This window comes from Nocardia arseniciresistens (genome assembly GCF_046764875.1).
Classification (GTDB): domain Bacteria; phylum Actinomycetota; class Actinomycetes; order Mycobacteriales; family Mycobacteriaceae; genus Nocardia; species Nocardia arseniciresistens.
This window is the reverse complement of the sequence record NZ_JBKORD010000020.1, coordinates 141,761-164,284: the sequence shown is the minus strand read 5'-3', so window position 1 is coordinate 164,284 and position 22,524 is coordinate 141,761. Positions and strand designations below refer to the sequence as shown.

Genomic DNA, 22,524 nt, shown 5'->3' with positions numbered 1-22,524 from the left:
ATTCTTGCCACCGACCAACTCGGCCGATGTCCTACACCGCTCCCGACACTTCCCGGGAAGCGGAACCGATAAATGACTCCTCAGTGAGCACCACCTCCTGGATTGCCGGGTTCTAACCTGCGTACTTCTCGGTCTTGCTCTTCTTCCTTGCTTCTTCGCCCCTCCCGGCGGTCCGGCCGACTACACCGGATTAGCGCCTCCGCCGGAAGGGACGGCGGAACCTCATTGATCCGGGCAGCTCACCTGCCCGGCCACTGGACTTATCAATTCGAACGACAGTGACTGTATATCAGCCGTCACGGAATGTCTACACCCGACACAACAGATTTTCTACCACCGGTGCATGTGCTTGTTTGCGCTGGTAGACGGGGTTGCGGTAGTGCCTCGAGAGCGTCGGGTCTCGGTCACCCTGGCAAGAACCGGCGAATTCCAGCCCGGTGTCTGGACGCCCTCGGGGGCTTTTTGCCGATCCTGACCAAACTGCGCTCCACGCTGCGCGCAGAAGGTTCCCAGGCCGGGACCTACGTTCCGTTTACGGCAGGGCAACCAACCAGCGGGCAACACCGCCGTGGTGCGAACAGGTGCCCGCGCGGTGTCGACTGGAGCTGTAGGTGCCGTCCTTGCACTGAGCGGTTGCCCCGTCGGGGGCGACGGTACCCCGCTCCGGGCGCGGGACACACACGCTGTCGACGTTTGCGTATTCGCCTGCACTGCAAGCGATGAAGGCCGGGGCGGCGGCGGCTTGCGGAGCCAAGCCTGAAGCCACACCCACGCCGGCAGCGAAAAGCCAGGTCGCGATCGCGACTCGACGCGGCGGTTTGCGCATTCCGGTAAGACCGCTGTGTCGGCCCGCGTCGCTGTTCATTTGTGAGACTCCCTACAGCAGTTCAACTCTCGGCTGGAGGATGCTCCAGCCGAGAGTTGAAACTAGCGCAGAACCCATCCCGGCCTTCCACATCCCGCTTCGATTAGGGGCTGTGGGTAACAGGCAGACCGGTCTTGGACCTGAATCCCCAGGCGACGCAACTCCTTGACCTGCAAGCGGCACCGCCGCGCGGGGGTGTCTACGACTTCCGGATCGATAGGGCCGCCGCGACGGAGGCTGGCGTGGCCATGTCGTGGGCTGTACGAGAAAGGGCCAACAAGAACCGTTGGACAGCACTACTTTTCGACACGTTTATGACAGGCGGCGGGTTAGGTCGACCGAGGCTTCCGGACCACACCACGCCGGGGCGGTGGAGTGTGGGAGAAGCGAACGGTTTACGAACATCTGGATCGGGCGGCGCTGGACTCCGGCCTGCGCTTGCCGCTCAGCTTCTCCAGTGCTCGCTCCCGCTTCATATCCTCAGCCTCGGCGCGACGAGACGGCCCGGTCTCGAACGAACCTCTCGCGGACTCTCAGCTTGACCTCAACTCTTGTTCAGGTCATAGCGTCGCGGCCGGAAGGGAGTTCATCGTGACGATTCTGGTAACGGGCGCAACAGGAAACACGGGACGGCATGTGGTGGCCGAACTGCTACGCAGAGGCCGGGCAGTGCGGGCGCTGACCCGCGCCCCGGAGCGGGCCGGGAGTCTGCTGCCCGCGGGCGCGGAGGTGGTGGTCGGCACGCACACCGAGCCGAGCACCCTCGCTGCCGCACTGGACGGTGTGACCGGACTGCACATCACCGTCACATCGGGGGTAGCCGAGACCGGACCCGAGTTGGTCCGGCGAGCCGTATCCGCCGGTGTCGAGCGCATCACCATCCTCTGGGGCGGGTATGTGGGTCCGGCGGAGACCGCGGTGGCGGAGTCGGGCGTCACCTGGACCAGGCTGGAGCCGCAGGAATTCATGTCCAACGCGCTCACCTGGGCGGAAACCATCCAGGCGGAGGGAGTGGTGCGGGAACCCTTCGATATACCGAGCGCGGTGGTCCATGAGGGTGACCTCGGCGCAGTCGCCGCGATCGCGCTCACCGAGGAAGGTCACGCGTCGCGGGCGTACAACCTCAACGGCCCCGAGGCGCTGACTACCAGCGAGCGGGTGGCCGCCCTTGCCGCAACGCTCGGCCGGGATATCACCTTCGAACGGATCAGCAGGGACCAGGCCGTCGAGCGGTTCCTGCGGGAGGGTGTGTCACCGGCCGACGCCGACTACGTACTCGGCTGGCACGCCGACCCCCCCGAGTCCGCGCGGGTTCCGGACGGCACCGTCGACCGGATACTGGGCCGACGCGCCCGGACTTTCGCGGAATGGGTGACCGAGCACAAGAACCGTTTCTGAACCGCCCGTTCGGCCGACCGCTGTCTTCACGAGCTCGCCGGGCTCCGCCTCGCCGGCGGCGCTGCGTGCGAGCAGAAGCGGTCGGCCACACGGTCACGAAGAGGTGTTCACAAGTCGATGCGGAACCGATCTCGTTGCGCCGCAGGCGTTTCCCGTTTCTGCGCCGACAACCACCGCCACACCGTGCGCTCGCCGACACCCAGCGTCTGCGCAGTCAGCCGGACATGATCACTGGATAGACAGCCGTGCTCCGACAGTTGTGCCAGTCGATCGATAGCAGCCTGCCGCAGCGCGCGTCCGCCCGCGTCGACACTGGCACGGCCTTCCAGATCCCTTGGCCCGCAATGGAAGGCGGACACACCAACAGTGCACCGCGCTTGATTCGATCACATACCCGCCGGTAGCGCCGCCGGATTCACTGACATTCTCATGCGGTCTGGTCGCTGACATTTTCGTGCGGCCTCACAGGTCTCGCCCGTGCGTCTGTGGCTGTTCATTACATCTGTCACTTTTTCACGACAGATGTCACCATAGGTGGTCGTCTCCGGCCGCTGCTTGTGACTCGGAGAGATGGTTGGCCAGTCTCACCGATAGTTGGCCAGGGTGGCAACTTATGACAGACGTCGTTTACCGGTGGTTTCCTTGCTCTGTTGCAGTGTGAAGCGTGTGCCGGTGACGGGGATGTCCGGCGTGGGAAAGTCATCGCTGCTCGACCGTCCGTCCCGTACGGGACGTCCGTTCCCGGAGGTGACGGGACACACGCCGGGATTGTCGGTAGTCCCTGCTTCGATGAGGGGGTGATGAAGGTTGAGTTGGCGGCGGTGCGGGGTGATTTCGAGGCACATATCACCGTTGGGGCGGCCGATCCCGGGACGGCGGCAGCGTTGGAACGGTATGCGGCGCACCATGATATGAAATTCACGCACATCGTGTTGCTGCGCGGACGAACACCTGATCAGCCGATGCTGACCGTGCGTCGATCCGGCACTGCTAGGGCGGTGCGCGATTGGATCGACACGGTGGTTACGGGGCTGTCAGAGGCCGGTTTCGAGGTGACGCGAGTGAAGCTCGAGGCGACGCCGTGGGCCGAGGGCGTCCCCGGCACAGACAACGAGGCCGCGGTCCTGGGGCCGCAGTACTACTTCGAGCATCACATCAAACTGTTGCTGCCCGCCGACGCGGTACCCGAACAGCTGGCCGAAGCGGTCACCGGCCACCGAGCGCACGTGTCCGCGAATGCGCGACGGTTCCGGCCGGACGGCCGGACTGAGCGGTTCGTCACCCAGCGCTGCCGGGGGGTGGGCAACCGGACCGCTGAGGCCCGGCTGGCGGATCTGTTGGCGGTGTTGCCGGATTACCGAATACTGTCCGTCGAGCGGGAATTCGTGGTAATCGACACGAACGAGTCGGTCGACGAGGGCTGGATCGCTGAGTCGGCGCTGCCGCTATGATCGCGCCCCTGCCCTGGTATTTCACCGAGTCCGAGGACGGTGCCGACTGGGTGGCCGCCCGGCGGGAGGCGATCGATCATGTGCTGGCCGCGATCGCGGAGTCGCCGTGGTCGCCGCGTCTGGTGCTGCGCGGCAGCATGCTGGCCAAGGCGTGGTTCGGGGCGTGGGCGCGGGAGCCCGGCGACCTGGACTTCGTCGTGCACCACAAGCGGCAGCGCCCCGACGAGCCATCGGCGGAGGAGATGTTCGACGATCTCGTCTCCGATGCTGTGGCGATGTCCCGTCGTCCGGGCAGTGCGGTCTTCATCGATCGCCGGATGTGGCGCGGCGAGATCGGTGACGATTACCGCTACGGCGGCCTGGATGGCACCCGGTTGATCCTGTCTTGGCACGGGCATGGACGGGTGGGCACCGTGCAGATCGATTTCGCATTCGACGAGCCCCTGTACGACCCGCCGGAACTGACACCGATCCCGCGGTCAAGCCTGCCGGGCCCGCCAATGATGCTGCGGGCCGTGACCGCACGGCAGTCGCTGGCGTGGAAGATCGCCTGGCTCGTCGCCGACGCCCGGAGCCACTTCAACCTCGAGGCGGACGAGGAGGATCACGACGCTGGCAAGCCTGGTCCACTGGGCAAGGATCTCTACGATGCCGTCCTGCTGGCGGAACGGTGCCAGTTACCCGGCAATCTTCTGGACGAGGCTTTGCGGTCCTGCCACCTTCCCGCTCTTTTTGCCCTCGGCGCCCCGCTGGACGCGATCATCCCGGTCGCCAACGATGTCGACTGGCATGCCTTCGCCGGCGAGCACCCGCTTCTCAGCGGCGCGCACGAGCAGTTCGTTTGGCGACTCGTGGTCGGGCTGGCGCCGACGTTCGAGTCCGGCCCGAGCCGGCTCCTGCCGCTGCTGACCGAGCACTGCCGCCACGAACTGCCCGCCCTGCGCGAAGTACTCTCATGCGACGGCATGACCGGCCTCGCCCGATGGTTCGCCGACTCGCGTCATTCGGTCGCCGAACGCATCGTGCTGGTCTGCGAACTCTTCGGTGCGAGTTGCTCGATGAGCCGAGCTGCGGATCTGGTGGCGCGGCTGCCCGCCGACCGGATCCCGGGCGGCCACGCCGATCCGCGCCAAATTGCGCGACGTCTGGCCCCGCAGCCCTGAGTTGGCGGAGCTGCAACCCTCGAAGTGGTCACGAACGGTCCCGTCGCTGGCGAATGCCGGTTCGAGTAGGAAGCCGAGGCAGAAGCCGAGCGAGAGCGAAGAGCACCCCGCCGCCGGTCAAGCCTGCCCGACCCGTGGGGCAGCGCGCCCGCGGTGGGCACCTCCGGGCTAGGCCGAGTAGACGACGAACCACCGTTCTAACTCATAGCCGTCGATTCGGTTCACTTATCGGCAGGCAAGCCACAGTCAAGGCATGCGAGAAGAGCCTTCGGCCTTCGCGATCGAGTTGTCAGGCTTCGTCCTGCCGCGCGGTCGGCCTTGCTGCATCCCTTCTGGATCTGTACTCCGCTTGTCGGCAGGCATCGTGCAGTAGAGGCGCTTGCGTCCACGTTTCCGAGTCCCGTGTGGCGCTACGTTGACTGCGAGGAAGCACGGGCACTGTGTGCACTCGAGTCCCCACAGGTCCGAGAGCCCGGGAAACATCTGTACCGGACTCTCGGGTTTGGGTGCCGGGACTTCGTGCCATCCGTGGCGCGGGCAGTCGATCAGCTCTGCTTTCGGCATCTCCTGCTCGCACCAATACCTGAGGGCTCGCTCGAACTCACTGGCCTGCATCACCGCGCTGCTGTTCATGGTGCCTGCGACAGTGCACGCATCCACCAGAAGCGTGAACTCTCGCAACACCGCCTCGATATTGCCCTCGTACAGCTCGTCGGCGATGACCCTGCGGGTTTCGCCGCGCTGACGGGGCTACTCACCGACGCCGGCGACAACGCCGAGGATCCGATCCCGGTCGCGATCGAGACTCCCCGCGGCCTGTTGGTTGCCGCAATCCGAGCCTCCGGCCGGCCGATTTACGCGATCAACCCTATGGCGGTGGCCCGCTACCGTATCCGGGGAGATCCTTGTCGAGATACCACGTCCAGTCGAACTCGGCGGCCAGGAGCGCGGTTCGAACCGCGCCCTCGATGTCAAAGAGGAATCTTGGAATATTCGACGTTGAGTGGTACGCCCGGTTTGCATTCGGCTGAACCTTATTCAGCCTGTTGTCCGCTCTAGCACTGTCGGGCGCGATAGCCTCGAGCTATGGGTTGCATCTACAGATTCCTGGCCGGAACTGCGGCGATATCGATGGTCGCTGGGAGCGTTTTCGCCGGGGGTGCGCGGGCCGCGCCCGCCGAGCAGCTGTCGTGTGAGGTGTCGTCCGGGCGGGACCTGGAACGGGCGGCTCCGGAACAGGTTGGACTGGATTCGGGACTGCTCGCGGACGCCTTGACGTTCGCCAGTGGGCGTAATCGGTTGAATGTGCAGGTGTTCCGGCACAACTGCCTGATCGGTGAGGGGCCGACGAACGACGAGACCGGCAATGTCGCGTGGAATATCTGGAGTGCGACGAAGAGCGTTGTCTCCCTGCTCGCCGGAATAGCCTGGGATCAGGGGAAACTCGATCTCGAGGCGCCGATCGATCGGTATCTGCCGCCCGGACTCGGTGATGAGAAGCATCGGTCGATCACCGTGGAGAATCTACTGACCGAATCGTCCGGCCTTGCGGCGGATATACTTACCGAGGGTATCACCGGGGTGATACCCATCGATCCGAATGGTGCCGTGCAGGCGCTCGGGGTGCCGTTGAACAATCCGCCGGGTTCGGTATTCAGCTACAGCGAGCGCGATGTCGATCTGCTCGCCTATGTCATCGAGTTGGCCATGGGCGAGCCATTGCAGCAGTTCGCGCAGCGTGAGCTTTTCGATCCGCTCGGCATCGAACGCGGTGATTATTACTGGGCGCGCGATCGCGCCGGGCATACCTACGGTTATGCCCATCTGATGATCCCGCCGAACGATTTCGCGAAGCTCGGTCTGCTGGTGAGCAATAACGGGCGCTGGGGCACACAGCAACTAGTCTCCGAGACTTATCTGCGCATGGCACGCCAGCCGTCACCAGCGAACAAGTGCTTTGGCTACCTGCTCTGGATCGGCCTCGGATGCGAAGAGTCCCAGGACTTCCAGCCCGCCGACGTGTATTTCATGGTCGGACTCGGCATGCAGAACGTCTTCATCGTGCCGAGTCTGGATTTGACGGTGGTGTGGACCGGACTCTTCGGAAGTGTCAGCAACCAGGGCATCGAGGAGGCTCTGGCGGACACCACGGAGCTGGCGCACGAATTCTTCCGCAGATTGTTCGCGGCATTCCAAGACCCTCTGGTGCCCGATCCCGGTCCGTATGTCGAACCGCCGCTGCGCGCGGATTCGAGCCGGTCCGTGGATACGAATCTGCTGATGGCGGTCTTCGGCATCGGGCCCGCGGCATATCCGGGCTGCGATGTCTTCAGCTGCCTGAACTACCCGTTGGCACCGCCGTTCGCGGATACCGCGCCGGGCTGCGTCATTCAAGCCTGCCTCGGTCCGGACCCGCGCACGCCCGGTATCCGCTGAATCACATGCCGAAGAAAGGGATATCGCCTTCCTTCGCGCCGTGCGCGAAGAAATGGTCACCCACTGTTGTGGTCCCCAACCTCGACACACTGGCGGTGCCGCGCTGCGCATCCGTTGAGAGCGCAAACTCAGTCATGACATCTATTCTGCCCGTTAAGCTTTCACTCAGGCCACCAAATGCACGAGTGTCTATGTCCTAATCTACGGGCACACGGGTTACCGCCGAAGTCAGCCGAACACGCACGCGGACCGACTACCCCGCTGACCGAACCGGGTCTTCGCGCGGGCCGCCGAAAGGGCTGAACCCCCACCCAGGAACCGGACGGGGGGCTCGGTAGAGTCTCTACCAGCAGCGATACGTGCGCTGCCCTACTTCTTCGCAGAGGCTAATCCGCTTCGGAATTCGACCCTATTGACAGCTAACAGCACTCTGCGTGTCAAGCGATCGAAGACGGGGCACCACGCAAAGACCGAACACCCTGCCGCGCAACCACTTCGATCCAAATCGTCTACCAGCGACCTGATGCTCGAGCGCTGAAGTCCTACGCTGGGTCTGCGCCGGTCACCCGGGCATCGGGCAAGTCCATTTCGATCAGTTACCGCCGGATCAAGAACGACCGTCTAGCTGCGGTCGGCTGGGTCCGGGCCGCAGTGATGGTGATGAATCCTGGTCCAGCTCAACAGCATTACCGTCAGCGTCGTCAGCATGGTGACCGTCACGCCCCGGCGGTCCGGCATCTGGTCAACAAGATGCTCGGCCAGCTTTATCACTGCCTACAGACCCACCAGGTTTACGACCCGGTGAAGGCCTCGGACACCCCGCCGCCAAACCTGAAACATCGGCCGCGGCTTGACAGTTAGCACGATCGGAGGTCTTCTGCCGCGGATCGCGCGTCGGGCGGTGGTCCAGATTTCGTTGGTCCACACAGCTTCCCGATGCACGCTCATGCCGAATTGAGTTCATCCGGCTGGGTCTGGCGTGCAACGGTGTCAAGTCCGCTCAGATGCCGATGCTGACCCACCTGGTTCGGTTCAATCGTGACCTGCCTTGGCTGTCGAGGGGCTGCGGTGGGGAAGGTAACCCATCCGCGAGCCCGGCTTTGTGGTGGGAGAATTCGTGTAGGTCCGACAGCTTGCCGGATCAGACCCGTAAGGAGTCAGACATGTCCGAGCCCACGCCTGAAACTGAAGCAACGACAATCGATATCGAACCCGCTCCTGCAGAACCCAAGGAGGCAGAGACACCTGTCACCCCGACGGCCAGGGCCCGGTCCTTCGCGGCGGCCGACGGGGTGGCTACTAACGTCGATTTCGCCCAGATGAGCGACGAGTTGACCCGCTAGTCGGTAGATCGTATCGGCTGGCAGCGCACCGCCGAGACGGCCGAGGCTGTTGGCGGCCAACAGCACCACGCGGTGCCGGGTGCCGGCCGGTGCGGCGCGGACCCGAGCACTTTGATTCGACAACGCCGCCTCGACGTAGGCATCTGGATGACTGATCGGGGTGAACCGCCGCGGGAACAGTGGTGACGGCGGTGGAGCCAACATCCGTGTCAGCCAGCGGGATCGGTGCATGCTCGTCGGCTACGCGGTAGCTGCCGTGGGGTAGCTCGGACTGCGCGGCGACGATGTACCCACCGCTGCCTCGGCTGTCGATGCGCCAGCCCAACCGTCCGATGGTGTTGCGCAACAGTCGTTTTCGCGGTGCGCGGTAATAGAGGTGCATTCCCCCCGGCGTTATCGGTGGTTCGAGCTGGGAATCGCATCATCTGTGCTGGTGGCAGCGATATTGCGATCGGTTCAACGATCGACGGCAAGCCGCCACGACTTGGCGGTGACTGCGCGGCGGGGATCCGGCAGAACTTTGCTTTCATGGGGAAGTGCGGATCGAGCTTCGACAGACGAGGTAGGTCAGAGATTGTGACTGCAGGTGCAAGCTGGTCGCGTTAGTCCGGTCAACCGCGTTTCAGTTGGAGTTGTAGGTCGTGGTTGTACCGGTCCGGGTTTGCTGTTTCAGCAGGACCGCGGACGTGGCCGACGCGGGTGCGGGTGAGGCTGCGCGTCTGAAACCTGGGCTCGAGGGGCAGTAGTTTCAACAGTTCGTGCACTGATACGTGAATCGAGGTGGCCACGGACTGCGGGAAATGTCCGGCGGGGCTCGCGTCGGAGGTGCGTGGCGCCGACCGACCGGCCCGATCAGTTCTGGCCTGTTCTAGCTCAAGCCTGTGATGCTCCGAGGTCCGGCATCAGCCATGTTGCGCAGATCCTACCCATGAAGTCCGTACGCAATCGCGGCTAGTACTCCAGCAGGACTTCGTGATCATGTGAGTCGGTCGGTTCGTCGCTGGTAGTGGCTGGTTTTGGCGCGGTGTTGGTGTCGTCGCCGCCACGTCGACCAGTGCAGTCGGTGACCGATTGCCTGGATCGGTGCGAGTAGTAGGACAGTGAAAAGGTGCCGAAGCTCGTTGCGGGTGAAGGTGATTAGATCAGTGGCTGTCGGTTCGGTGGTGTGTTGGCCGATGGCGAGGACAGTGAGGAAGGCGTGGGCGAGCATGGCCAGCAGGGTCCAGCGATGCCAGGAGCCCCAGCGGCGGACCTGGTGCTGGTCGAGCCCGGTCAGTGTTTTGGCGGTTTGGAAGTTCTCCTCGGTGGACCAGCGCCGTCCGGCGACTTTCACCAGCGTGGCCGGTGCCGGGTTGTAGCAGCGGTAATAGGCCAGCTCACCGGTGCGCTGGTTGCAGCGGACCAGCAGCCATCGATACCTGGGCGCCGCGGTGGTGGTGGCGTAGGTCAGATACACCGCGACCTGGTAATTTTCGATGCGACCCGCGGTGCCGGAATACTGCCGCTGCACTCCGACGGTCATCGTGCCCTTCTTCAGATCTCCAGTTTCGTCGACGACCAATGTCGCCTCGCGGTCGCCGAGATACTCGATCACGTAGTCACGCAAGTCATCTCGCAGACCACCCTCGTCGATGACCGCAGCCGACAGCAGATGCTACATCGCATCCGGGGCTCCGATCCCCGGCATGTTCTGCCAAGCTCCAACAGTTCTTGTTCGGCAGCTCCGACACCATCCCGACCAGCATCTTCCGTGCCGTGCGTCGGGTTTCGACCCGGCCGAACCGTGCCCCGATCACGACCTGCCAGATCCTCGAAATCCCCTGCCACCGCCAATTCAGTTGTGTTCCACACAAATACGACTTGATCACGCGGTGGCCGCCCTGCTGTCAGCAGGGCGGCCACAATCACCACAGGACACGAAGTCCTGCTCGAGTACTATGGGGCTATGTTACAAACTTAACCCCGGAGCTGGCCAAGATGCCGGGCCTCTTGCACCAACAGCGCCGCCTCGCGCAATCCACGAAGCTGGCCAGGTTGCCGGTACGCATCACACGCCAGCGCCGCTTCGGGGGCCCTCAGCGCCCAAGGAGAATCTCATGCCGTTTGCACGCATTGATCTACTCAAAGGAAAATCTGACGAGTATCGCGCCGCCGTGGCCGAGGTCGTTTACCAGGGCATTGTCGATGTCCTGAAGGCTCCGAAGGGCGACCGCTTCGTAGTCATCGGCGAGCACTCGCCCGAAAATCTAATTTATGATCAACATTTCCTCGGCTGGGATCGGTCGCCTGACTTCATCTTGATCCAAGTGACCAGCACTGTCGGAAACAATAAAGATTCGAAGCTGGCCTTCTTCCGGTACATAGCCGACGAACTAAAGACCAAGTTATCCGTACGCCCTGATGACATCATGATTAACACGGTCTTCGTTGACCGCTCTGATTGGTCGTTCGGCAACGGCGAACCGTGGGTCTAGCAGTTCCCTCCGTGCAAACCGCGCCCAACACCATTGTGCCACAGCAAGCTTCGGCACCATACTCCCGCGCCAGGTACAACCGCCCGATCCCGTCACGGTGTCGCGAGACGGGAGGCGATCCCGCGTGCCGTCAACCGGAGGTCGCAGGGCGTAGTCGCCCTGAAATGTGCGGCGGGCGCTAAATCAGGTCGGATCGATCCAGTGCTGTCGCTGAGGACCCGGCAGACGGGGCGGCACGGCTTACACCAAGGGTCGTTGTGGTGGTCGTGGGGCCGATATTCCACTGGCTGGTGGCCGCTCTGCTGAAGCGGCGAACCGGCCGACTCACATGATCACGAAGTCCTGCTGGAGTACTAGGTAGCCTTGCTCCGAGTCCAAATATTGGAGAAAAATGGGGATTGGGATTTTTTATTCGAAGAAATTCGTACCTCAGGTCAACTCCCGGCCTTCGCGTTGGATCAGTTTTCGCTGGTGCTCTCGACCGACGAGGTTGCCGCTTGTAACGTAGCTAACATGACGCAACAAAAGCTGTATATCACGCAGCAAGAATCCTACAAGAAAAGACTGCGAGACGCATTAGCTAAACCTGGTGGGGCAACTGTCGTGCTTGGAACTGGCGTTTCTGCGGCACTGAGCGGAAATCATCCGGTTGCTACATGGAAGGGACTCCTCCACGCTGGACTGGATTGGTATGAGAGTGGAAATCCCGAGATGGCTGATAATGTGCAGCATTTCCGAGACGTGCTCAATAACTCGAAGAACCCTCCGAACACGGAGATGCTTGTTGCTATCGCGCAGTTCGTCGGGGGACAGTTCCGAGAAGCGGGTGGAGGTCAATACCAGAAGTGGCTGGACGAGCAAATCGGCAACCTCAAAGTCACTGAAAATAACAAACTTGTCGACGCTCTACCTCACGTGACCCGGATTATGACGACAAATTATGACGACCTTTGGAAGGCGTCATACAAAAATCGTGAATCTATCACATGGTGCACTCTGGGTGCGCATGAGAAATTTGTGAGCGATCCAGAGAAGTATGTGTTCCATCTTCATGGGTCCTTCTCCGACCAGGCATCCGTAGTCCTTACCGGAGAGGACTATGGACGTTTGAGGGAGGTGGCTGTTTCTCAAGAATTACTCCGCGAGCTTGCGAGGCAGTCGTCACTGGTAATGATTGGTTACGGCAAAGGTCTGGACGACCCGAACTTCTCGGAACTTATCAAGTGGCTGCGTTTCGCCCAAGTAACTTCCACCAAGACCCATTACACCTTGGTGACAGATGACGGTCTGTCGAAGTTTAGCTCCCAACATTCCGGGCTAGTCGCCGTGTCCTATGGTGAAACATATGACGATCTAGGTCCTTTTCTTAAGGAAATTGCACCGAGAAGGGAGTCGCCTGCCGGGAGTGAGCGCCGATCCTGTGAACATCCTCCGGCTCTACCGAAAGGGCAGCAACGGTCGGTTCTTCCAAGCCGGAGTACAGGGTTTAACATTAATCCGCAACGGGACAAAGAAAATGATGCTAGTTGGACCAGGTATGCGGATATTCATGTTCGACTTCATGACGATCGGCCGATGGGCAGTGATCGATTTGCCTATCTGATTCCGAGTGGCATTGCACCACTCAGTCTTCATGATCCGGCGCATTGGCTTCCGGGTAACCCTGAACGAAAAATGAAATTCTCCGAAGACTGGTGCAAGCTGAACAAGGGGAAAATTTTGCGTGGGTATGTCTTCGATATGATTACTGCTGATGGACGTAAGAAGACGCGGATATACTGCGACGACTACGACCGATATTTGACTGAACAAGACAAGGAGTACCCCGAGTAATCCTGGATGAGGATCACGATGATGCAGATGTGAAACATTGCGAAATCGATCAGCGATGCAGGTCAGGTCGGGGGCGGCGCGGGGAGCAGGCAGTCCCGCTGTCCGGTTCCAGTAGCGTGGCTGCTGACCATGGGAAGGCTGAGATCGACTGTCCAGGAACGGATGCCGTGCAGGCCGTCGGCAAGATCAGCCGACGATGGTCCGATCTCGCCTGAGTGTCTCGTCGATGTGTGGTTACTGCGTTGACGGTGCTGGGTAAGAGTGGCTCGGCCAGGTGCCTCCGCGGCGGGTCAGCTCTCGGCGGAGGTCGAGGTTCTCGCCGTGGGCTTCTGTGAGAGCGTCGCGTAGCTCGTCGACCTGTTGGCGGTGCAGCTTCTTTAGTTGGGTGATCTGGCTGGTGAGGGCGAGGACGAGGGAGCTTTCGGAGTCCGGGGGCAGAGCTGGGGTGTGGCGAGTGGGTTGGCTTTGGGTGCGCAGGTGCTCGATGCGGGTGCGGAGTTCGGGGTGGTTGTAGAGGAAGGCATGGGAGACGCGGGCTTCGCGTTGGACCGATTGGAAGGTGACGGGGTCGCCGCACCAGCGATGAGGGTTGCGGAGCCACCCGCGCCGACAGGTGCGCCAGCAGTCCCCGCGCGGGCTTGCGCCGTGGTGCGCCACGCGGCAGCCGACCGGCCACCGGCACCGCGGTGACGGTTCCTGCCACCGGCAGAACGAGATCAACGCCGCCAGTCTGGCCTCGAGCGTGTGTGGCGACGGCTCGGTATCGGCGGTGACGAGGTTATGTTCGACGGTGCGGCCATTACGAAGCCACGACACGAATCCGAGCACGGTCGAGACCTCGGCATCGTCCCGGTCGGTCGGCCTCACCGCGTAGCTCGAGGAAGCTCCACCAGTGCGCCAGCGCGGTGGCATATCCGCGCACCGTGTTGGGCGACCACACCGTGCGGTGCGCCTCGAGCCAGCCCTCGATCGGCGCGACCGTGCGGTGTGAACAATCGATCACTGTCCACGTGCGCCGCCCGGACGAGGGCCGCACTGCCAGGGCATACGCCATCCAATTTCCCGCCTCGAAAAGCCGTGGGGTAGAGCCAGATCGGAGCACACGGTAATCCCTGACCGGCGAGCGTGACGGCGGATTCCCTCATCCCGAATGCTGATCTACTGGTGAAGGTGATGTATTCGGGGAGTGCGCTATTTCCTACGTAGCCATGCTGGTGTGTTCCGGCGTCGATCACCGGTCGGCCTGTGCGTCACCAAGCGGACGTTGAAGGGTCGCCAGGCCAGTGAAAAGTCGTGTCAGCGGCGGAAGCGTCCGACGAACGCGCGCTATGCCGAATTCCGAGCTTTCCACGGTGGTGTCGGTCCTGACATTGCGGAAGTCGCATTCGGTGGTGGTAGGGGTCGGCCACGAGTCAGATCCTGGCCTATCTTGCGATGAACGAGGATGGCCTCGCCGATGGCGTGCAGGACGCTGTGTTGGGGTCCGGTACTTCTTGGGAAGAGCTCGCGCAAGCCAAGATGGTGGCCGGTCGGTGGTCCGACGAGGACAGCCGTTTGGCCCCGCTGCCTGAGCGCGTGCGGGAGTACTACGTCAACGACGCCACGCTCAGGGGATACCTGCCGCCCGGGACGGAATGGAGCATGGAGGAACTGCGGCAGGCCGAAGCGAAGTACTACGACGAGAATCTGTAAACCAACTCAATCCTCGCACCCTTCTGCCGCCTAGCGCGCGTTTTGGTGGTCGCTGGGGAGACATCAATGAAGGTCAAAGGTTCCTAATTCGGCGCGGAAACTGCGCGCCATAGGCGATGCCGTCGTCGATCGTGCCCCGCACCTCCTGCTCGGTGTAGTCGGCGACGCCGAGATGTTGAGCGGAAGCATGTTCCAGAACTGCATGGGCCGTTGATTCGGCCAGTTCACCGGCGGCGACCAGCCGTCCCAACTTCACTGCGGCCCTGAGCAGGGCATTGTGGCGGGAACCGACCTGTGCCCGTGCAACTTTGCGCGATTCGCCGTCGAGAATCGCTCGGAGGTAGGCGTCCGCGCGCGGGGACGGTAACTGCATCGGCGGCGTTGCTGTCGGCGGCGGTGCGGGCATCAGCCGATGCGCGAGCCATTGTGGCAGCTCCACGACTTGCGAGTCACGCAGGACACGGTAACGGCGACCATCCACGATCGATCCTGCGGCTACTACATACCCGCCCTGCGCCCGTGTGTCGATCAGTCGGCCGAGCTTACCCGTGGTGTTGCGTAACTCGAACCCGGCAGGAGCGCGGAAATACAAATGCAACCCGCCCGGCGTGACCACGGTGAAAGTGGCGTCGGGGAACACGGCGCCGACACCAGAGGCCAAGGCCGCCAACGTATCACGGCCGTGACTTCTCCCAGAAGAGTGTGGCGGTGAATCACCGGAGAGGTCGTCGTCCAAGTCGACCACCACCAGTCCCGACCTGCCGGTGGCAACGCCGACGTTGTAGCGCGCTGCGGATGCCCAAAGCCGGTGGATCGCCGCGGAGTCGGAGGTCGCGCGATCCTCCCAGGACCGTATTGCCGGCGTCTTCCTGCCCGGAACCAGAGGAAACACACACCACCCACGGGCCCCCGCGGCCAACGCCGCATCGAGGAGATCACGGCTGGACACGCACGACCACCTCTTCCAGCCGCCGCACGAAACCGGTGACGTGATCGTCGTTGCCGCCCTGCTGATAACGCTGCAACAACGAAGCCAAGTCCGGGACAATCGCTTCGTTGATGACGTTGTTGCAATGACCGAACCACCTGCTGATAACGGATGGTGTCGAGACGGTATAGGTGGGGACCGGGATCGGTTGACCGACCTCGGCGGCGAGCTGGGCCAACACGTCGCGGGCAATCGCGGGCGTGGTCCCACGGCGGCGGGGGTGGTTGGCCGTGGCTGGTGTCGAGGTCGAGTACATGCAGGTCCGAGGGTCCGCAGGCCACACGGCGCTCCACGCCGCTCCACGCCGCTACCGCCGGATGCTCCCTATCCCCGTTGGACCGCCCGTACCTTCTGCCTACGACATGAGCCGGTAGTCCGCGATCTCGACTCGGTGGGTGCGTCGGTCGTATTCACTGACCAGTCCGGGCCAGTTCGTCGAGATCCGGCCGGTTTCGGAGCGATACCAGCTCGCACAGGACGCCCATACCGTCGAGGCGAGCCTGCGCTGCACCTCGGTATCGTAGCGTCGCTCGACGTCGGCGCGAACGTCGAGCGCGGTTCCCGGACGAGTGTCGAGATGCTCGATGAGTTGGCGGATGTAGCGCGCTTGGCGTTCGAGCATGTAGATGATCGACCCGGAGCCGAGATTGGTGTTCGGGCCATACATGATGAACAGATTCGGAAACCCGGGAACCGCGATGCCTAGGTAGGCCCGCGCGCCTGCGGCCCACACATCGTGCAGATCGCGACCGTTGTGATCTCGGATCTTCATCGGCGCCAACAGTTCCTGCGCCAGGAAACCTGTCCCGTAGATAATGGCGTCGACGTCGTGCTCAACACCGTCGGCAGTCCGGATTCCTCGGGGGGTGATCTCGGTGATGGCCTCGGTCACCACGTGCACATTGGTTTCGGTGAGCGCGGCATAGAAGTTGTTGCCGAATACCACACACTTGCACCCGATCGGATAGTCCGGCGTCAGCGCCGCCCGCAGTTTCTCGTCCGGAATTTGTATGCGCAGATTCCATTTCGCGATCCAGCCGACAAAGCGTGCGATGCTTCGATTCCCCACAAGGCCCAAGGCGGCAAGTTCCCCGCCCGACCAGCACAGCAGCCGCTCCGCGCTTTGCAGCAGTGGCCTCCGCCGAAAAGTCAACCGGTGCAGACGACCGTACGCGGTGTCCGGCTTCGGCAGGATGTAAGGAGCCGATCGCTGAAAGACCGTCAGATCGGCCACCACCGGCTGGATCCGCGGCACGAACTGGACGGCGCTCGCACCGGTTCCGATGACCGCCACCCGCTTGCCGGCGAGTTCGTAGTCGTGATTCCACTCCGCGGAATGGAAGCTGACGCCCGCAAATGACTCCCGGCCCGAGATTGCCGGAATTGCCGGTCGGGACAGCTGGCCGGTGGCGGGCACGAACACGTCAGCATCCAAAGTCTCGCCAGTGTTCGTCTCGATTCGCCACCGTCGCGTTGCCGCATCGAAGTCCGCGCCGGTTACCTCTGTGTTGAACCGGATGTGCGGGCGCAGACCGTAGTCATCCATCAGCCGGTTCAGGTAGTCCTTGATATCGCGCTGCTCCGAATACCGTCTCGGCCAACTGGGATTCGGGGCGAATGAGAACGAGTAATACGGCGACGGAACGTCGCATGCCGCACCCGGATAGGTGTTCTCCCGCCAGACTCCCCCTGCCTCGGATGCCATCTCCAGGATGACGAAATCATGGTGACCGGAGCGCACGAGCTCCAACGCCATCGCCACCCCACCGAATCCTGCACCGACGATGACTACAGCCACAGACTCAGCCTAGCGCCGCATCCTCTGATGCGCTGGGGCTGTGATGACCAGTCCACCACCGGGATTGGCCGCCCGGTACGGAGGGAGTGGCGGCACTTCGCCCGCTGGTGCGCCGTGCACGACCGACCGATGTTCCCTACCGACACCGATACGCTCACGGGTTATCTCTTACTACGGGAAAGTCAACGCTGATCGGGGGAGGTTTTCGCCCCAAAGGCACTCACCAACCGTCATCACTCCTATGGCGGAGACGTCAAAATTGGCCGTTACCAACATCTTCCGCCTCAGGGTGGTGTCAAATTGCCATTGATCGGCGGTAGATGACCGATGTGCCCAGTCAGGAGTGTTTGCGTGCCACGTGAAATCGATTCGGCTGTCTTCCCACATCTGGATGCGGACCTCGACCGCGTCCGTGACGTTCTCGGCCCCGTGCAGTTGCGGGGCAGGCCCGAACTGACCGCACTCACAGACCAAGGACCGGACACCTCTCGCCGCCTGGTCCGTCCCACCTTGACGTTGCTGTCGTATTACCTGCTCACCGATCCCGCGATCCCGGCCGAGGACCGGGCGGTGCGCGCCGCCGCCGCTGTCGAGTTGATGCATCTGGGCTCGCTGTATCACGACGACGTCGTCGACCACGCGTACGAGCGTCGAGGCCGGCCCAGTGCCAACGTGGTTTGGGGTTCGCATATGGCCGTATTGGGTGGGGACTCGGTGACGTTCTCGGGCATCCGCATGCTGGCCGAACTCGGCCAGCGCGAAGTTCTCGCGGCGACGATCGCGGGCGAGGAGATGTGCGCGGGCATGGTGATCGAGGCCGCCGACCTCTATGTGGCCTCCCGCAGCGAACAGTCCTACCTGGACACGATCGACGGCAAAACGGCGGCAGTGCTGTCGTTGGCATGCCGAGTGGGTGCGATGCAGGCTGGCCGCTCCGCGGATGAAGAAGAGGCGTTGGCGCTGTTCGGCCGCCACTTCGGGCTGGCCTACCAGCTGTATGACGACATCCTCGATCTGACTTCGACCGCAGAGGAAATGGGCAAGCCCGTCAACGCTGACCTGCCCGAGGGCATCTACACACTTCCCGTGATCCGCGCCGCTGCCCGCAATCGGGACCTTGCCAACCTGCTGCGCAGCAGAATGACGGGTGAGCAAGCCGCACGCGCTCACGAGCTGGTCATCGCCTCCGGCGCTGTGGACGAAGCACGGGCTGTGGCCGAGGAATTCATGCAGCAGGCCGCCGGTCACCTCGCCGCCGTGGCCGCTGCACCGAGCGCCCGCCACGCTATGACCGCCTACGTCCGGTCCATCCTCGACCGGCGAACTTCTGGTCACGCGGTCCCCGCGCAGGTGACGCAGCCGCCCGGGGCCCACAGTGATGGGCTTCCGCCGCAGCTCGCGCAATGGCTGAGGAGCTGGCTGGTGGACACCGGCCTTGCCGTCACCCCGGCCGAGGCCGACTACCACCGGTGGATAGGAGCGATCTGGAGCCCGGCACAAACCTTGGTCCCAGCGGCGGGCCCGGCCCGTGAACAGACCGCCTACGCCATGGCCGTGCTGACCCTTATGTGGGACGACCTCTTCGAGGATCCGCAGCTGAGGGACCCGGAAGCCGTGACCGCGCTGCGGCGTGGCCTGGTAGCAACGCTGCGCCAGGACCCGGAGAAACCGTGGCGGCCCGGCGCGATCCCGACGGCGTGGGCGCGTTTATGGCCGCGCCTGCGCGAGGGCCGCAGCACCCGCTGGCAGGAACGGTTCCTCGACGGCATCGAGGAATGGTGCGAAGCCGCCGAACGCGAAGCGCACCATCGCCTCAACGGCTACATCCCCTCCACGGCCGACTACCTGCCGTTGCGGACGTCGACCAGTGGGGGCGAAACCGCCCTCGCCACTGTGGAGGTATACCAGGACCGGGAACTGCCGTCGAAGCTGCGCAACCACCCCGTGATCCGTCGTCTCGAGGAACTCGTCTTCTTTGTGACCTTCGTGGAGAACGACCTGGTGGGGTTGGATCAGGACGAGGCAGACCAAGTCCCCTACAACCTGGTGCGGGCGGTCCGGCACGAGACCGGCTGCACCCGCCGCGAAGCCGTGGAGCAGGTGCAGCGCCAAGTGGCCGAGCAACGCGCCCAGCTCGAGGCGCTGATCCGCTACGTCCCCGCACTCTTCCGCGTGCTTCCCGGCATGTCGGGCCGGGGGAAGAACTACGCGGAGATATACGTGAACCTGGCGAACGTGGGGCTCTGGGGGCGTGAGAGCGGTCGGTACGAGCAAACCTCCGCTTCCGCGGCGCCGGATTTGGAACGCTTGCGGCGTGAGATCTACCTCCCGGCCGACGACCTGACTCCTACCGCGGGTGTTTAGAACGATGACCAGGCAATCAAGTGCGATCGGATGAGTGGGGGATAGTCGCATGCCGAGTCAGAGCATCGCCCGAATTCGGTCACCCGTGCGGATAGCGTTCTGGGGTACGAGTTCGACCGAGCACCCTGCGGCCGTCGGCGCCCGTTTCATAGATCAAGCCAACCTGCCAGGAGTCGGAGACGCCGTGGTTGTCGAGGCCATCCAGTGCCGAGGCTATGTTCACCGCGTCGAGGTGGCTCTGCGAATCCAATTTCCTACCAAGGTATTTCAGATCAATCACGGCAGTCCTGAGCGATATGTCACACCCCGGGGTTACCGCCTGTTCTCGGATGTCGCGCAGGCCTCGGAGACCGTCCTCGAGACGCGGTCCGGCAAGACGAAGATCGTGGCCTTGCCCGATACTTCGACGGTGCGCTCGCTTCCGGTCACGAGGGTGTGATGATCAAGTCGTTGAACGCGGGTGGTGGGTCAGGGGCGGTAGACGTGGATGTAGTCGACCTGCGTCGACTCCTGGGTGACTGTGGGTGGGACGCCAGCGTAGACGAAGAGGTCGAAAATCAGGGCGTCACCCGTGCCGGAGTACGGGCCTTGTTCGCAGATCTGGCGGCCGTCGAGGTACCAGGTGGTTTTGTTCGGGCCTAGGCGTTCGGCGATCGTGTGCCAGTCGGTGGTGAGGTCGGTCGGGGATTCGTACGGGCAACTGCCACCGCCCGACTGGTGATTGGTCAGGTACAGCTTGCGGTGGTTGTCGCTGTAGAACTCGTAGGTGTCCTGTTCGTTCGAACCGTTCCCGTTCCACGTCCAGGTCGACGGCCAGAACCCCGTCGCCGCCGGGAGCTTGAGCCGGGTCTCGACGTAGTCACCAGGCTTCACCGCGAACGAGTGGGCCGGGTCGTGCCCGCACGTCTGCCCGGTGGTGATCAGCCCGCTCGACCACTCGTACCCCGGTTGCGGGTTGTCCTTGCGCGCAGTGACCGTCAGTACGCCGTTGCCGACCGACAGCGCGTCCCAGGTGTGCCACTCGAGCTGCTGATTGCCTTTGTTCCCGAGGCACTGGTCGGGCTCCGCGTTCGAGTGGATGGCCCATTTCGACTGGTCGATCACAGTACCGTCGAACTCGTCCGCGAACACCAGTGCTCCGGGGCCGTCCGCCGCCGGCTGGTCGGCCGACGCAGCCGGGCCGAGGATGGCGACTGCGATCGCCGCGCTGGCCAAGCCCGCACCAATGGTCCGTAACGTACGTATCAAGGATCACCTCTCATTAGAAATCAACGGTCAAACGTTCGCTTGATGCTCGCGGATTGTCAACTGGCCGAGGAGGTCAGGGACTGGGTGTCGATCACCTCGAGAAGCCTGATGGTGATCGGAAGGGGAGCCGATAGTCGTGCTACCCAGTTGCGGTGGTCCAGGATTCGTGCCGGCCGTGCCGACGAGCACCTGATCGTCTGCACTTCGAGTGTTCCGGGAGCTAATGGATCAATGATCACCAGACGGCGGCCCGATGTCCAACGGACTGTCCGCGCGCGCCAAGGTGTCCAGCGCAGCGTCCAATAGCGCTGGTACAAGCCGGTTTTCGTGTTGGTGCTGCATACGCCCCCGGCGCCACGAACCACAACCTCCACCGCGCCGACCATCATCATCGGCAGCCGAGCCAAGCACCAAACATACTGCCCCATAGCCCAAAACGACGGACCACTCCTGACCAGGGCTATGCCACATCCGTTGTTTTTCGGCGATTACTCGACCGTCAGTTGAACCCAAGCGGGTCGAGCAGTTCCTGCTCGCCCGTCGGACGGATTATCAGCGCGCGGAACCGCTTTCGATGAATTCACGGATGAAGCAGAGCGGGCAGATGGGGTCGAATGGCGCGGTGATCTCGGTCGAGGCGGTGGTTGATGGTGCCACCGAGGGTCCGTTCGGCGCGGCCGCGGCGAGCGCGGGCTGCAGGGCGAGCGTGACAGCAAGCGCGCCGCCGGCAATGACATTCAGCACGGGACGGTACAAGAGATCCTCCACGTTGATGCGATGAGCCGTGAGGGTAGCAAGGCCCGTCGCTGTGGTCATGCCCCCAATCCCAGGTGCAGCGCTGCCGGTGCAGCTCTCGCACCGAGGCCGCCGCATTCGAGGGTGGAGAACATGGTCAGCCGGCACGAACATCCGCTACTGCCGCTGATCGCGTTGACCGAACCGGTCGGCGTGTGATCGCTTACGGGATACAGTCGTAGCCGTTGACGTAGGCCGGAGCATTCGCGATGTTGCCGGAGATGGTGACGATCTCGATGGGTTTGCCGTCGAGGCCAATGATCGCTGGAAGTTGCTTTCCGCAGTTGTAAGTGATCGGTGTCGGGCTGCGTTGGGTGATCTGCCAGGGACCTCTCATCGTGTTGTCTTGTCCGACAGTGCCTTCAGTAGGTTGGCAGTCGCCTCGGCCGGTGATCACGACGGTGTCTCCATCCTTGTACCCCAGCGGTCGCACGACGATGGCCTCATCGCATACGTACGTGGGGATGTGGGCGGGTCCGGCGTGGCTGTCGTCGGCTGGCGCGGTCGCGGTGGTGGTTGGTGCGCCGAACTTGGCCGCGGTCGTCGTCGTGGATGTCGGGGCTGCTATCGGTGAGGTGCTGGGATGCGTCGAGCAGCCGGTGAGCGTGACCGCGAGTAGGCCGAGGGCGAGGTAGGCGGGTTTGGTCACGAGGTGGTACCCCTGTCGTTGAGTGCG

The 22,524-nt window shown here is 63.1% G+C and carries 22 protein-coding genes and 1 pseudogene; 11 read left to right on the top strand and 12 right to left on the bottom strand.

All coding sequences use genetic code 11. From position 1 onward, the window contains the following. Nucleotides 1-532: 532 nt before the first annotated feature. A complete protein-coding gene (locus ACLMAJ_RS32005) occupies nt 533-865 on the bottom strand; it encodes a DUF3761 domain-containing protein (RefSeq protein WP_412017605.1) in 333 nt (110 codons plus the stop codon). A gap of 591 nt (nt 866-1,456) precedes the next feature. On the opposite strand from ACLMAJ_RS32005, the gene ACLMAJ_RS32000 reads away from it, so the two are divergent. Continuing rightward, entirely contained in the window at nt 1,457-2,263 is an 807-nt protein-coding gene (locus tag ACLMAJ_RS32000; protein WP_412017604.1) for an NmrA family NAD(P)-binding protein, read from the top strand. A gap of 107 nt (nt 2,264-2,370) precedes the next feature. Here the strand turns inward: ACLMAJ_RS32000 and ACLMAJ_RS31995 are convergent, their stop codons facing one another. Continuing rightward, a complete protein-coding gene (locus ACLMAJ_RS31995) occupies nt 2,371-2,622 on the bottom strand; it encodes a hypothetical protein (protein ID WP_412017603.1) in 252 nt (83 codons plus the stop codon). A gap of 441 nt (nt 2,623-3,063) precedes the next feature. On the opposite strand from ACLMAJ_RS31995, the gene ACLMAJ_RS31990 reads away from it, so the two are divergent. From ACLMAJ_RS31990 to ACLMAJ_RS31980, 3 genes are all read left to right on the top strand, one after another. Beyond that, on the top strand, nt 3,064-3,714 hold the full coding sequence (locus ACLMAJ_RS31990; RefSeq protein ID WP_412017602.1) for a hypothetical protein: 651 nt from the start codon (nt 3,064-3,066) through the stop codon (nt 3,712-3,714). Next, entirely contained in the window at nt 3,711-4,877 is a 1,167-nt protein-coding gene (locus ACLMAJ_RS31985) for a nucleotidyl transferase AbiEii/AbiGii toxin family protein (protein WP_412017601.1), read from the top strand. The genes ACLMAJ_RS31990 and ACLMAJ_RS31985 overlap by 4 nt, the downstream gene beginning before the upstream one ends. Nucleotides 4,878-5,963: 1,086 nt before the next feature. After that, complete coding sequence (locus ACLMAJ_RS31980; protein ID WP_412017600.1) at nt 5,964-7,313, top strand: serine hydrolase domain-containing protein; 1,350 nt, start codon at nt 5,964-5,966, stop codon at nt 7,311-7,313. 1 nt (nt 7,314) lies between these two features. On the opposite strand, the gene ACLMAJ_RS31975 is transcribed toward ACLMAJ_RS31980, so the two are convergent. Next, nucleotides 7,315-7,449, bottom strand: coding sequence for a hypothetical protein (locus tag ACLMAJ_RS31975; RefSeq protein WP_412017599.1), 135 nt, complete (start codon nt 7,447-7,449; stop codon nt 7,315-7,317). Nucleotides 7,450-7,757: 308 nt separating this feature from the next. Between ACLMAJ_RS31975 and ACLMAJ_RS31970 the strand changes: the two genes are divergently transcribed. Together ACLMAJ_RS31970 and ACLMAJ_RS31965 are read left to right on the top strand one after the other, a co-directional pair. After that, complete coding sequence (locus ACLMAJ_RS31970; RefSeq protein WP_412017609.1) at nt 7,758-8,174, top strand: transposase; 417 nt, start codon at nt 7,758-7,760, stop codon at nt 8,172-8,174. Between the two features lie 302 nt (nt 8,175-8,476). Beyond that, nucleotides 8,477-8,656: a hypothetical protein gene (locus ACLMAJ_RS31965; RefSeq protein WP_412017610.1), complete on the top strand. Its 180-nt coding sequence runs from the start codon at nt 8,477-8,479 to the stop codon at nt 8,654-8,656. Here the strand turns inward: ACLMAJ_RS31965 and ACLMAJ_RS31960 are convergent. Together ACLMAJ_RS31960 and ACLMAJ_RS31955 are read right to left on the bottom strand one after the other, a co-directional pair. Beyond that, on the bottom strand, nt 8,613-9,038 hold the full coding sequence (locus tag ACLMAJ_RS31960; protein WP_412017598.1) for a bifunctional DNA primase/polymerase: 426 nt from the start codon (nt 9,036-9,038) through the stop codon (nt 8,613-8,615). The two genes, ACLMAJ_RS31965 and ACLMAJ_RS31960, sit on opposite strands and share 44 nt — an antisense overlap. A gap of 594 nt (nt 9,039-9,632) precedes the next feature. Next, nucleotides 9,633-10,494, bottom strand: a pseudogene (locus ACLMAJ_RS31955) (transposase). A 258-nt stretch (nt 10,495-10,752) separates the two neighbouring features. Between ACLMAJ_RS31955 and ACLMAJ_RS31950 the strand changes: the two are divergent. Together ACLMAJ_RS31950 and ACLMAJ_RS31945 are read left to right on the top strand one after the other, a co-directional pair. Then, on the top strand, nt 10,753-11,130 hold the full coding sequence (locus ACLMAJ_RS31950; RefSeq protein ID WP_412017597.1) for a tautomerase family protein: 378 nt from the start codon (nt 10,753-10,755) through the stop codon (nt 11,128-11,130). A gap of 381 nt (nt 11,131-11,511) precedes the next feature. Continuing rightward, nucleotides 11,512-12,963 carry an SIR2 family protein gene (locus tag ACLMAJ_RS31945; protein WP_412017596.1) on the top strand — a complete coding sequence of 484 codons (1,452 nt, stop codon included), beginning with the start codon at nt 11,512-11,514 and terminating at the stop codon, nt 12,961-12,963. A 234-nt stretch (nt 12,964-13,197) separates the two neighbouring features. Here the strand turns inward: ACLMAJ_RS31945 and ACLMAJ_RS31940 are convergent, their stop codons facing one another. Then, nucleotides 13,198-13,830, bottom strand: coding sequence for a hypothetical protein (locus ACLMAJ_RS31940; RefSeq protein WP_412017595.1), 633 nt, complete (start codon nt 13,828-13,830; stop codon nt 13,198-13,200). 567 nt (nt 13,831-14,397) lie between these two features. Between ACLMAJ_RS31940 and ACLMAJ_RS31935 the strand changes: the two genes are divergently transcribed. Next, on the top strand, nt 14,398-14,655 hold the full coding sequence (locus ACLMAJ_RS31935) for a hypothetical protein (RefSeq protein ID WP_412017594.1): 258 nt from the start codon (nt 14,398-14,400) through the stop codon (nt 14,653-14,655). Nucleotides 14,656-14,728: 73 nt separating this feature from the next. Here the strand turns inward: ACLMAJ_RS31935 and ACLMAJ_RS31930 are convergent, their stop codons facing one another. From ACLMAJ_RS31930 to ACLMAJ_RS31920, 3 genes are all read right to left on the bottom strand, one after another. Beyond that, nucleotides 14,729-15,604, bottom strand: coding sequence for a bifunctional DNA primase/polymerase (locus tag ACLMAJ_RS31930; protein ID WP_412017593.1), 876 nt, complete (start codon nt 15,602-15,604; stop codon nt 14,729-14,731). After that, complete coding sequence (locus ACLMAJ_RS31925) at nt 15,591-15,899, bottom strand: hypothetical protein (protein ID WP_412017592.1); 309 nt, start codon at nt 15,897-15,899, stop codon at nt 15,591-15,593. The genes ACLMAJ_RS31930 and ACLMAJ_RS31925 overlap by 14 nt, the downstream gene beginning before the upstream one ends. A 99-nt stretch (nt 15,900-15,998) precedes the next feature. Further along, on the bottom strand, nt 15,999-17,441 hold the full coding sequence (locus tag ACLMAJ_RS31920; RefSeq protein ID WP_412017591.1) for a flavin-containing monooxygenase: 1,443 nt from the start codon (nt 17,439-17,441) through the stop codon (nt 15,999-16,001). 351 nt (nt 17,442-17,792) lie between these two features. Between ACLMAJ_RS31920 and ACLMAJ_RS31915 the strand changes: the two genes are divergently transcribed. Both ACLMAJ_RS31915 and ACLMAJ_RS31910 read left to right on the top strand, forming a co-directional pair. Continuing rightward, nucleotides 17,793-19,805, top strand: a complete 2,013-nt coding sequence (locus tag ACLMAJ_RS31915; protein ID WP_412017590.1) for a polyprenyl synthetase family protein — start codon at nt 17,793-17,795, stop codon at nt 19,803-19,805. 49 nt (nt 19,806-19,854) lie between these two features. Next, the gene (locus ACLMAJ_RS31910; protein WP_412017589.1) at nt 19,855-20,244 is read left to right on the top strand and encodes a hypothetical protein; all 390 of its coding nucleotides are present in this window, start codon (nt 19,855-19,857) and stop codon (nt 20,242-20,244) included. 29 nt (nt 20,245-20,273) lie between these two features. Here ACLMAJ_RS31910 and ACLMAJ_RS31905 read toward each other — a convergent pair whose 3' ends face one another. The 3 genes from ACLMAJ_RS31905 to ACLMAJ_RS31895 form a co-directional block, all read right to left on the bottom strand. Further along, nucleotides 20,274-21,053: a glycoside hydrolase family 16 protein gene (locus tag ACLMAJ_RS31905; protein ID WP_412017588.1), complete on the bottom strand. Its 780-nt coding sequence runs from the start codon at nt 21,051-21,053 to the stop codon at nt 20,274-20,276. Between the two features lie 552 nt (nt 21,054-21,605). Next, nucleotides 21,606-21,869 (bottom strand): hypothetical protein, encoded by a 264-nt coding sequence (locus ACLMAJ_RS31900; RefSeq protein ID WP_412017587.1) that lies wholly within the window; start codon nt 21,867-21,869, stop codon nt 21,606-21,608. A gap of 142 nt (nt 21,870-22,011) precedes the next feature. Continuing rightward, entirely contained in the window at nt 22,012-22,497 is a 486-nt protein-coding gene (locus ACLMAJ_RS31895) for a hypothetical protein (RefSeq protein WP_412017586.1), read from the bottom strand. Between the last annotated feature and the right edge of the window lie 27 nt (nt 22,498-22,524).

Bases quoted from the DNA above. Each gene is read 5' to 3' on its own strand.
- ACLMAJ_RS32005 (WP_412017605.1), bottom strand. From the start codon at position 865: ATGAACAGCGACGCGGGCCGACACAGCGGTCTTACCGGAATGCGCAAA.
- ACLMAJ_RS31990 (WP_412017602.1), top strand. From the start codon at position 3,064: ATGAAGGTTGAGTTGGCGGCGGTGCGGGGTGATTTCGAGGCACATATC.
- ACLMAJ_RS31985 (WP_412017601.1), top strand. From the start codon at position 3,711: ATGATCGCGCCCCTGCCCTGGTATTTCACCGAGTCCGAGGACGGTGCC.
- ACLMAJ_RS31980 (WP_412017600.1), top strand. From the start codon at position 5,964: ATGGGTTGCATCTACAGATTCCTGGCCGGAACTGCGGCGATATCGATG.
- ACLMAJ_RS31975 (WP_412017599.1), bottom strand. From the start codon at position 7,449: ATGACTGAGTTTGCGCTCTCAACGGATGCGCAGCGCGGCACCGCCAGT.
- ACLMAJ_RS31965 (WP_412017610.1), top strand. From the start codon at position 8,477: ATGTCCGAGCCCACGCCTGAAACTGAAGCAACGACAATCGATATCGAA.
- ACLMAJ_RS31960 (WP_412017598.1), bottom strand. From the start codon at position 9,038: ATGCACCTCTATTACCGCGCACCGCGAAAACGACTGTTGCGCAACACC.
- ACLMAJ_RS31950 (WP_412017597.1), top strand. From the start codon at position 10,753: ATGCCGTTTGCACGCATTGATCTACTCAAAGGAAAATCTGACGAGTAT.
- ACLMAJ_RS31935 (WP_412017594.1), top strand. From the start codon at position 14,398: ATGAACGAGGATGGCCTCGCCGATGGCGTGCAGGACGCTGTGTTGGGG.
- ACLMAJ_RS31925 (WP_412017592.1), bottom strand. From the start codon at position 15,899: ATGTACTCGACCTCGACACCAGCCACGGCCAACCACCCCCGCCGCCGT.
- ACLMAJ_RS31910 (WP_412017589.1), top strand. From the start codon at position 19,855: ATGCCGAGTCAGAGCATCGCCCGAATTCGGTCACCCGTGCGGATAGCG.
- ACLMAJ_RS31900 (WP_412017587.1), bottom strand. From the start codon at position 21,869: ATGACCACAGCGACGGGCCTTGCTACCCTCACGGCTCATCGCATCAAC.